We start from the raw sequence: 9542 nt of genomic DNA, 5'->3' as shown, positions 1-9542 counted from the left end.
GTATTCAGCAAGGCCGTGGAGATGATGACCGCCTGCTCGAGAGATGTGCTCACTGCTGCCCGACTGAGGCCGCAAGACCTCGATCGTTTCGTGCCGCATCAGGCCAATGCGCGCATTTTCGACGCGGTCGGCAGGAACCTCGGCATCGCTGATCACTCGATCGTCAAGACGATCGCCGAATATGGCAACTCTTCCGCCGCGACGATCCCGCTCTCATTGTCGCTGGCCCATCGGGCGCAGCCGTTTCGGCCTGGCGAGAAAGTCCTCTTGGCGGCAGCGGGTGCGGGTCTCAGCGGCGGCGCGCTTGTGGTGGGAATTTAGCAAAGCAATGCTTGCGCACAGGACTGCTCATGAATGAGACTATGAGAATGGCTCAATACGTAAATAGTCGCCGGCAAGCTCCATAGAGCTGGGTTCCGTGCGGTGCTCCGCGATGTCTAAGTATCGACCCGCTTGCTCAAATCGCAGCGCTCATCGAAGGCCAGCAATACCTCATGCAGAGCGAAAATCCTCAACCGCCCGTTTCAAAGACGCTCGCCCCATTTCGAAACAAGGTGTTTCGCTCAATTTGGGCGGCCACCCAGATTTCCAGCCTCGGTTGGCTAGTGCAAACGGTCGCCATCAGTTGGCTTATGGCAACGATTTCAGCGTCCGACCTCATGGTGGCACTCGTCCAGGCCGCATCCACATTGCCGGTGTTCTTCCTCTCAGTTTTCGCCGGAGCCATTGCCGACAACTTCAGCCGCCGGTGGGTGATGTTTGCGGGACACTGCCTGATAGCATCGGCGTCGACGACGCTGATGATTTCTGTGGGTCTGGGATTTGTCAGTCCTTGGCTGATTCTCGGGTTAGGTTTCCTGGCCGGCTGCGGCTTTGCCTTGAATGATCCGGCTTGGCACGCTTCGGTCGGCGATATCCTTCACAAACGCGACATTCCGGCCGCAGTGACGCTTATGTCCGTCGGATACAACATTGTGCGCAGCGTTGGTCCGGCCTTGGGGGGCGTGATCCTGGCCGTCTTTGGGCCGCTGGCCGCTTTCGCCTTGGCTGCGGTGAGTGATCTGGCGCCCATAAGCGCGATATGGCGCACCAAATGGGAGGTCCGCTCTTCGCCTCTCCCTCGTGAGAGAATGACGACGGCAATTCATGACGGAGTGCGCTTTACTGCGATGTCTTTGGAGATCAGGGCAGCGACCGCCCGAGCCGCTCTTTTCGGATTGGCAAGCATCTCCATTCTGGCGTTGCTCCCCCTCGTCGTCCGGGATCAGTTGAAGAGTGGGCCAATTGTCTACGGTATCTTATTGGCCGGCTTCGGCATGGGTGCTTTCATCGCGGGCATGGGCAACGGCTTCTTGAGGAAGGTCACGTCTCAAAACAGGCTGGTGGCCTTCGCCTCTGTGGCTTGTGCAGTCTGTTGCCTCTCCCTTGCCCTTACATCGTCGATTCCTGTGGCGGCCATTTCGCTGGCGCTCGGCGGAGCGGGTTGGCTTATCACCTGGACGGGCATTGACGTGTCGGTGCAGTTGGCAAGCCCAAGGTGGGTTGTAGGCCGCACGCTCTCCATTTACTACGCCTTGAGCGCAGGCGGTATGGCTGCTGGCAGCTGGATCTGGGGTTCTGTCGCGCAAAACTATTCCTTGACCTTAGCATTGGAGGGCGCCGCAGGCGCTCTGTTGCTGGTTGCAGCAGCGGGGATCGTGTTGCCGGTCCGTCCCTGGGAAGAAACCGATCAAGAAAGTTCAGTTTTTCATCCGCCGGACGTGGCTCTCGATCTGAAACCCAGAAGTGGCCCTATCGTGGCCAAGGTCGAGTATTTGATATCGGAGGAAAATATCGAGGCCTTTCTGGGCTCCATGCGCACGCGGCGACACGTCCAGAGCCGTGCCGGTGCACGAAACTGGACGCTCCAGCGAAATCTGCAAACACCGTCACTTTGGACGGAGACATTCCGCACCCCCACCTGGATGGACTTTCTCCGCCTAAATCATCGACTCACCGCAGCAGATAAGGAAGTCGCCCAGCATCTCCTGTCACTGCATGAAGGAGAGGTGCCTCCGCAGACAGTGCTTTCGATTGAACGGACGACCGAGGCAATTCGTACCCGTACCTCGACAATCTTTTCTCGTCCTCCAAGATGACGCCATCAAGCTGCTGTCCAGGGACAGGGTGGATCACCGGTGCTTTGCAGAGCACAGCCTCACACCGAGAGCAGCGTGCTCCGGGTTGTGCGCTTTCGCGCGCACCCAGGCGAGATGATGGTGAACGCGGCGTCAAGTGGAAGTCCCCTGCATACGCTTGCGGAGTCTTCTGCGAGAGCCCATGCCGACGAGCGCCAAACAAGGTTTGATGCCTTTCGGCGTCGTGGCCTCAACTCATCGATTCGCGAGAAAAGCATCGAATGCAGCAGCAACGGCGCGAACAACAAAGCGGTGCTCCGGCCGCACGCGGATGAAGCCGTTTTCGACGTCCAGGATCCCCTCCTCAGCCAGCGTCACCAAACTCTCAACTGAATCGAGAAAACGAGCTGGTTCGATTTCGTGGGCGGCACAGATGGTCGGCACGTCGGCCTCGAAATCGCACATCAGTCGCTCGATGATCGCTGCGCGCACCCGGTCATCGTCGGTCAGACGGTGACCCTTTGATGTCGCCAGACGTCCACTTGCGATGTGCCGGGCGTAAGAATCCCGTGTTACTTCGTTCTGAACATACCCCTCGCGGACTCGGCCAATAGCCGACGCGCCTAAGCCGATCACGTTTTGCAAGTATCGGCCGAGTATCCCAGCGAATTACGCCGTAGGCGCGCCCGGTCTTCTGCGCTAGCGCGAGTTCGTCGTCCGGCGGAGCGAAATGATCGAGCCCGATCTCCCGGTAGCCAGCGCCAACCAGTGTCTCGGCGACAGCTGCAGCCTGTTCGGCGCGAAGATCGCCGTCCGGTAGACCTGCCTGCTCGATAGGCGCTGGTTCTTTATCACGGAAGGAATATGCGCGTATCCGAACACCGCAAGCCGGTTGGGGCGCATGGCGACCGCAGCCATCGCGGTCTGGATGCAGGACTGCACAGTCTGTTTCGGTAGACCGAAGATGAGGTCGAAGTTGATATGGCCAACGCCATGCCGGCGGAGATTTTGGACTGCAGCGGCCGTCTGCACCTTACTCTGGATCCGATTGATCGCCTTTGCACATCGGGATCAAAGCTCTGCACGCCGATGCTCGCGCGGTTGACACCGTTAGCTGCCAAGGCTTCGGCCATTTCCGGTGTGAACGTTCGGGGATCGATCTCCACGGTGATCGCAGCAGTTTTGCTGAAAGCGAAGTGGCGGCGTAGAAATTCCATCAGCGCCAAGTGCTCGGCTGGCCCGATAAGGTGAGGCGTTCCGCGCCGAAATGCACATCGCTCACCGGCAGCCCTTGCCGCACTTGCTCCGACACCAAACTGATCTCCTGACGCAGCACCGCTAAATAATTAAGGATCGGGCCGTTGCGACGGATGACCGCGGTAGGGAAGCCGCAATACCAGCACATGGATCGGCAAAACGGAATGTGGAAATAGAGCGACACCGATTCGTCGGCCGGGAGGCCCCCCAGCCATTCCTCATAATCGTCAGCACCAACTGCCGCAGAGAAGTCTGGCACAGTCGGATAGATGGTATACCAAGGCGGCCGGGGGTCCCGGTACTTTGTCAGGATTGAGGTGTGCAAGGAGCTGTCATCCCACGTCGCTGATCCATCATTCTTTCGTTGCGCGCTCGTCCTGGTCTCTGACCTAAGTCAGTGCGTCCCGCTTATGTCGCAGTCTCGTTTGGACAGGATGGGGTCAACCACGCCGGGGAGCGCGCGTGCCATGGTTGCGCCTGAGGTGATGGTGCGGTGCCGCATTCAACGTCTGAGTAGTACGTGACGCCAGTGCAGTGTGCTTGAGGCGTCTGCGGAAGAACTTTGCAATGCGAAATTCATGTCCGACGCAACGGACCTGTCAAGCCTCGTTCAGACGCCATCCAGGTCCAGCCAGCGGCCTTCCCTGCCGGCCGAAAAACCATACCGGCTTTAGCCACCGAGACGCTCTAAAGCTGACGTCGGCTCATTTGATGAAAGGAGGACGCCGCTAGGGGGTGCACAAGGTTCCCCGGCTTGACGTCGCTTCGAGCGAAGAGCGGCGGTGTGGCTTGTCGTCAAGCGCCGGGCAGCGTGCCCCCTACCGATATCCCGAAAAGATCGACCAAGATGGCCATGCCGACGCCACACGCGGTCTGGATGAGGCCGACCATGAAAATGCGATTGGCGCGTTCGTAGATGGGGCGCCGCAAGGAACTCATGTCGAGCAGCATGGACAGCGCTCTCATCTGCAGTGCGATGCCGAGCAGGATCGGCACTACGGCGAACAGATCGTAGAGTTGCCATGGCAAGGGGTTCGCGGCCCAATGAGTGAGGAAGCCGAGCGAAAAGGCAAGCAGGATACCCACGGCAGTGATTGTGCCGTTGCGGAAAATGGTCTCGATCGGTTCTTCCTTCGGATCGTGCTCGTCCAAGCGGCTTCCTTTCGTTGCTCTTTCCGTCGAGACTAAGTTCTCGAGAATGCTGTTCATCGCCAATTACTCGAGGCGAGCCGTAGGCAGCCGTTTCAGGGTGCGCTCCCTCTCGCTTCCGGCCGCGCAATGTACCTGCACGGCGAACTTACAGCGGCGAAAAGGTGCTGCGGCCACCATGCGACGCCTCGGACGCGCACGCCCTCTGTTCCTGGCGCAGCCCTTGCGGAGCGTACGCGCAGTGATCCTTCTCGGTAGCGCATGGCGCGGCCTCCGTTGCGGTCAGACGGGAAGCCGTCGCTGTTAAACGAGACTGTCACATATCGAACATGGCGAACCGTGTCGCACATTGCTTTTCGCAGTGACCCTCAAAAAAAGTGATTCCAGCGAGACGAAGGCGCGTCGGCCCGATTTTGGTGTCGGCCGCATTTACGCTTCAGGTTGGCATGTCGCTTGCTGCTCTATTTCGGAGAGCTGCAGCGGTCCGACCGGAGTGTTTCACATGTAAACGATAATGAATCTCCTAACAGAAAACACTATTATAAGTACATGTGGCTTTTACGCTGGCTCACCTCTCGTGTCAAGCGCTTTGGCGTCCACATATTGGAGACAACACGCACAAAATTTAGAGGAAAAGCTTGCTCTTTCGCCTCTATCCTTTTTATTCCTTCATGGAGATCTAGACATGTACATCAAGAGTCCTCTTCTCGGCTTAACTGCTCTGATGACCGTTTCCGTCGGTCGAGCAGCTGGCGCCGAGCGGGAACCGGCCGAGTACATCAAGATCTGCGACGTCCTCGGCTCGGGATATTCCTATATTCCCAACACCGAGACCTGCCTGCGCATCGGCGGCTATGTCCGTTACGATATCGGCCTGGGTGACGTCCGATCGTATGACAGCGCAAGAACCTCGGACGTGAGAACTGGCGAGGACCAAGGCACTTGGCGAAACAGCACACGCTTCACGTTCAAAACTTGGACCGGCCAGCAGACCGAGCTCGGCGCGTTGACGACCTATACCGAAACCCACGTGAATTTTGGCAACAGCGCTAACTCGCATGACAGTCCTCAGAACTATGATTTCAACAGCGGCCTCGCACTGGCTTCTGCCTGGGTCGAGCTGGGAGGCCTGCGAGTTGGCAAGGAGGGGTCGGCCTTCGATACGTTTGTAAGCTACGCTGGCGACGTTCTCGATAGTATGCTCGTTCCGTCGGCCGGCTTCGACACCAACGTGGCTCAGTACCACTTCGACGCCGGCAACGGCATTTCGACTGTGATTTCGCTCGAACAAGGATCGGGCTCAGCCGGTACTATCGACAGCTATATTCCGCACGTTGTCGCCGGCTTGAAATACACGCAAGGCTGGGGCTCGATCACCGGCGTCGCGGCTTATGACAGCAATTACGAAGCTTTTGCCGGCAAGATCCGCGTCGACGTCGCTGTCACAAACCAGCTGTCGCTGTTTGGACTCTTCGGCTACGGTTCCAATGCCAGTCTCAACGAGGACTCAAACGGCGCAATTGCCAATCATGGGCGCGGCTCGTACAAAATCTGGAACGGCCAGTGGGCTTTCTGGGCGGGCGCCACCTACGAGTTTGACGAGAAAACTTCGTTCAACCTTCAGGTCTCGGGTGATCAGCTCAAGGATGCTGGTGTGGCTGCAAACGTCGCCTACATGGTCGTTCCCGGCTTCACGGTCACAGCCGAGGTCGATTACGACCACTACGGCAACTCTGGCCTCGGCCCTGCCGAGCCTACCGCCGTCAAGGGCACGAGCAAGCCGAACAGCGTCGGCGGCATTCTCCGCTTACAAGGCTCATTTTGAAATCTCTCCAGTCGCGAGCATGGCAAAGGCACTTGCCTCGACAACGCACGCATGGAGAGCTTCGTTCGCCATCTTGAAGTCTGCATCGACCGTCCACGGCCCATCGTACCAACTAGAAACTGAAAGTTATGAGCCCTGTGTACTACACCTAGCCCTTGACCTGCCCGATGAACCGGCCAGGGGCCGTCAGTTCAAATTCGGGGCCGCTTAGAGGGCAGTGTGAGGCCGTGTTAGGTAAGCGCCACTGCAATGTCGAGGCCGCGACACGCCTGTCGCTTTGGACGGCTGGAATTGCCCTTCGCGGCGCCATTCATTCTCTCAACATTTACGTGATAATGCACGCTGAGTCCGAGCCGCGTGGCAGCACCCATCCTAGGTCACTATCGGGGGGCCTTAAACCTGAACAGCTCCATCGTCGCGGCTGCTGCGGAAGCAGGAGCTATCACTGGGACCCGTACTGGTGCTTGTCAGCCGCTGAGCCGCTACTTCGTCTTAGGAAGAGCATTGTCCTTGCCAAAAGCCGGCCAGTATTTCGAGATTGCCAGTGTGGCGCCGGCTGAAGAGAAATGACCATAGTCGAAATATAAAAACTCTCCTCTATCGGAATAGGCGCAGCGTCCTGCGCTGCACAGGAATTTCAGCGGATCGATGAATGTGGCGCCTTTGGTAAATGAGCGCACACGTTCGTTGATGTCGGGGTCCATCGCGATCGGCCAGGACGTATCGTCCAGATTTTGGCGCTTGGCGAAGAACGCAATTTTCCGGACGTCAGTTGGGAACTGCGGAGACTGGCCGATGACAAACACGCGCACGCCCAGGGCACGAAGCGTAGCGATTGTTTGCTGAAGACCGTCGAAACCTCTGACCTCATAGTCACTCCATCTACCGCTGAGGATAACCGTCTTGATGTCCGCTTCCAAGATGACGTCCAAGGCCTTGCGATTGAACCGGACACAATCAAGACGATCGTAAGGGTAGTAATAGAGTATCGGCGCGCAGCTGGCGTACGTATATTCAACGATGTTCGCCTGCAATCGATTTATGTTAGCACCCAAGCCGGAAACATAGTGCGCGGCGAAGGAGTCGCCCCACAAAAAAACCGTTGTTGGAAAACCGCTGGTGCGCGTGCAATCCTCCATATTCCAGCTTTCGATCCGGCTGGTGCCCTCGTTGAAACAGATGCCATTCCTCCAGTCCCCGACGGAAATGCGCCGCTGGACATAGTCCGGAAACCGTTGCGGAAAGCCATTGCCGAGCGCCCCCGCCGCTCCGCCGGCACAAAGGACAACGATCGCGAGCGCTGAAAAGGCGAAGATAGGCCCCGGGGAGGTGAAGGCCCTCTTCTGTCGAAACGGCTGCTCTACAAACTTCCAGGAGAATGCAGCCAATGCGAGGCTTGCCACCAACATCGCACCGGTCATCAACGGATCGAGTTTTTGGAACGAAAGATAGTGCGCGAACGCATTGAGAGGCCAGTGAACAAGATACAACGAATACGAGATGAGCCCAATCCAGACCAGCGGCCGGACTTCGAGCATGCGGGTGGCGACCGTCGAGGGGGTATTTTGGCCAACATAGATCAGAAGGGCCGTTCCGATGCATGGATACAAGGCGTTGTAGCCTGGGAACGGATCACTCGCCGAAATCGCGAAGAACCCGATGGCGAGAAGGCCAAATCCGGCCACCCCCACCGACTCCATCAGGAATCGGTTGCCCAGCGGCGAGGGGCATTTGAGCATGAGCAGGGCGCCCAACATGAGTTCCCAGATTCGGGTCGGCAGCAGATAGAATCCGGCGGTGGGTGCCAGCGATGTCGCCATCACCGCCACTACGAAGCTGCAGAGAATTATCGGAAGAAGTGTCGTCAGCCAGCGCTTCCCGATGTAGCGATAGATTAGGAACATCAGGATTGGTGCGAAGATGTAGTACTGCTCCGCTACGGAAAGCGGCCAAGTGTGCAACAGTGGTAGAAGCGCGGCATCGATAGAGAAGTAACTTGACGTTTTCCAGAAGAAAACGTTCGACCAGAAGGTCGAGGTAGCTATGATGCTAAGACTGAATCCGCGCAGATCCGGTGGCAGAAGAATGAACAATGCTGCAATGCAGGTGAGAAGCATCACAAAGACGAGCGCCGGCAGAATGCGCCGGGCACGGCGCCAGTAGAAGTTGACGATGGAAAATTGGCCGCGTTCAAGGTCATCCAGGAGGCTTCCGCTGGTTAGGTAGCCGGAGATGACGAAGAAGATATCGACCCCGCTAAAGCCACCCGGGATCGCCGAAATTCCGAAATGAAAGAGTACGACCGGAAGTACAGCAACGGCCCTAAGGCCCTCGATATAGCGCCTATATTGCATCCAGCGGTTCCTTTTATTTTAGATCAGGACGCGATTGGAAGCTTTCAATCTCCGGTAGGAGTGCTGCCGAGATAAGGGCGGTATCAGCCACCTTTATCCGTCCCGAATGTTCTGTAAGTTGCAACTGGTACAGAAGCACGATCGCCATCGCCGGCCTTGACGGCCTGATTGTCGAGCAGATCGCGCGGATCGTTGACCATCACGGCCAGGTTATGTCCTGTCGAACAACCAAGCGGCTGTTTGAAGGATTCTTCATTGGGTAAGGCACCATATGAGGGACAGACCGGCGGACGGGCGTGATAGACAATCGCCTCAATTCGCACTGAGCCGGCGTCGTGTTGATCGCGCAATTGAATGTTGTCTTCTTCGATTGCCAACTGCCTGGCCTGATGGGCTACCCCTGCGCTGAGCTGGGGCGAACCGCTGATGAGGAGGTGGATGGCATCGAACCGGCCGCGACTGGCCTTGTCTAGGAAAACACGCAAACGCTGCCGTTCGGAAGCGCGCAGGCTTTGCAACGTCAGGACGGTGGTCTCCTCTCGGACAAGCATTGGTGCCGATGGTTCGACATCAACTGGCGTAGTGCTTGTGCAGCCACTTACGCTTGGTGCCAGAGCGACAAAGAGGATTATAAAACGCAACATCTTTGGATGACACTATTCGATGATGAAGCCGAGACCGCCCTGGGCGCTTGGCGCGCCCGCACGGATAGCAGCGCGGTCTCGCGGGGGACTTGTCACGGAATTCGTCGGAGCGCCCCCTCCGTTCAAAGCCGGTGCCGCCCGCTCGGTCGGTGCGCTCATCTGGTTTGGGTTGGAGCCTGGTCTTACAATGTAAGGC

Annotated in this window: 6 protein-coding genes and 1 pseudogene; 3 read left to right on the top strand and 4 right to left on the bottom strand. The window is 57.7% G+C overall.

Features of this window, described 5'->3' with window-relative positions; all coding sequences use genetic code 11:
• Together EN750_RS07250 and EN750_RS07245 are read left to right on the top strand one after the other, a co-directional pair.
• A partial coding sequence (locus tag EN750_RS07250; RefSeq protein ID WP_281062273.1) for a 3-oxoacyl-[acyl-carrier-protein] synthase III C-terminal domain-containing protein occupies positions 1 to 321 on the top strand: 321 nt, incomplete at its 5' end.
• A 173-nt stretch (positions 322 to 494) separates the two neighbouring features.
• Positions 495 to 2138 carry an MFS transporter gene (locus EN750_RS07245; RefSeq protein ID WP_126063923.1) on the top strand — a complete coding sequence of 548 codons (1644 nt, stop codon included), beginning with the start codon at positions 495 to 497 and terminating at the stop codon, positions 2136 to 2138.
• 234 nt (positions 2139 to 2372) lie between these two features.
• On the opposite strand, the pseudogene hemN reads toward EN750_RS07245, so the two are convergent.
• Together hemN and EN750_RS07235 are read right to left on the bottom strand one after the other, a co-directional pair.
• Positions 2373 to 3699 (bottom strand): annotated as a pseudogene (gene hemN, locus EN750_RS07240) (oxygen-independent coproporphyrinogen III oxidase).
• Between the two features lie 470 nt (positions 3700 to 4169).
• Positions 4170 to 4526: a hypothetical protein gene (locus tag EN750_RS07235; RefSeq protein ID WP_024505577.1), complete on the bottom strand. Its 357-nt coding sequence runs from the start codon at positions 4524 to 4526 to the stop codon at positions 4170 to 4172.
• A 682-nt stretch (positions 4527 to 5208) separates the two neighbouring features.
• Here EN750_RS07235 and EN750_RS07230 point away from each other — a divergent pair.
• Positions 5209 to 6348 (top strand): porin, encoded by a 1140-nt coding sequence (locus tag EN750_RS07230; protein ID WP_126063922.1) that lies wholly within the window; start codon positions 5209 to 5211, stop codon positions 6346 to 6348.
• A gap of 482 nt (positions 6349 to 6830) precedes the next feature.
• On the opposite strand, the gene EN750_RS07225 is transcribed toward EN750_RS07230, so the two are convergent.
• Complete coding sequence (locus EN750_RS07225; RefSeq protein WP_126080682.1) at positions 6831 to 8702, bottom strand: acyltransferase family protein; 1872 nt, start codon at positions 8700 to 8702, stop codon at positions 6831 to 6833.
• 83 nt (positions 8703 to 8785) lie between these two features.
• Positions 8786 to 9346 (bottom strand): CpaD family pilus assembly lipoprotein, encoded by a 561-nt coding sequence (locus tag EN750_RS07220; protein WP_063169261.1) that lies wholly within the window; start codon positions 9344 to 9346, stop codon positions 8786 to 8788.
• Between the last annotated feature and the right edge of the window lie 196 nt (positions 9347 to 9542).

This window comes from Mesorhizobium sp. M7A.F.Ca.ET.027.03.2.1, assembly GCF_003999175.1.
GTDB lineage: Bacteria > Pseudomonadota > Alphaproteobacteria > Rhizobiales > Rhizobiaceae > Mesorhizobium.
This window is presented reverse-complemented; position numbering and strand designations above follow the sequence as displayed.

Excerpts from the sequence above, each read along its gene's own strand:
- EN750_RS07220 (WP_063169261.1), bottom strand. The coding sequence starts at position 9,346 with ATGTTGCGTTTTATAATCCTCTTTGTCGCTCTGGCACCAAGCGTAAGT.
- EN750_RS07245 (WP_126063923.1), top strand. The coding sequence starts at position 495 with ATGCAGAGCGAAAATCCTCAACCGCCCGTTTCAAAGACGCTCGCCCCA.
- EN750_RS07225 (WP_126080682.1), bottom strand. The coding sequence starts at position 8,702 with ATGCAATATAGGCGCTATATCGAGGGCCTTAGGGCCGTTGCTGTACTT.
- EN750_RS07230 (WP_126063922.1), top strand. The coding sequence starts at position 5,209 with ATGTACATCAAGAGTCCTCTTCTCGGCTTAACTGCTCTGATGACCGTT.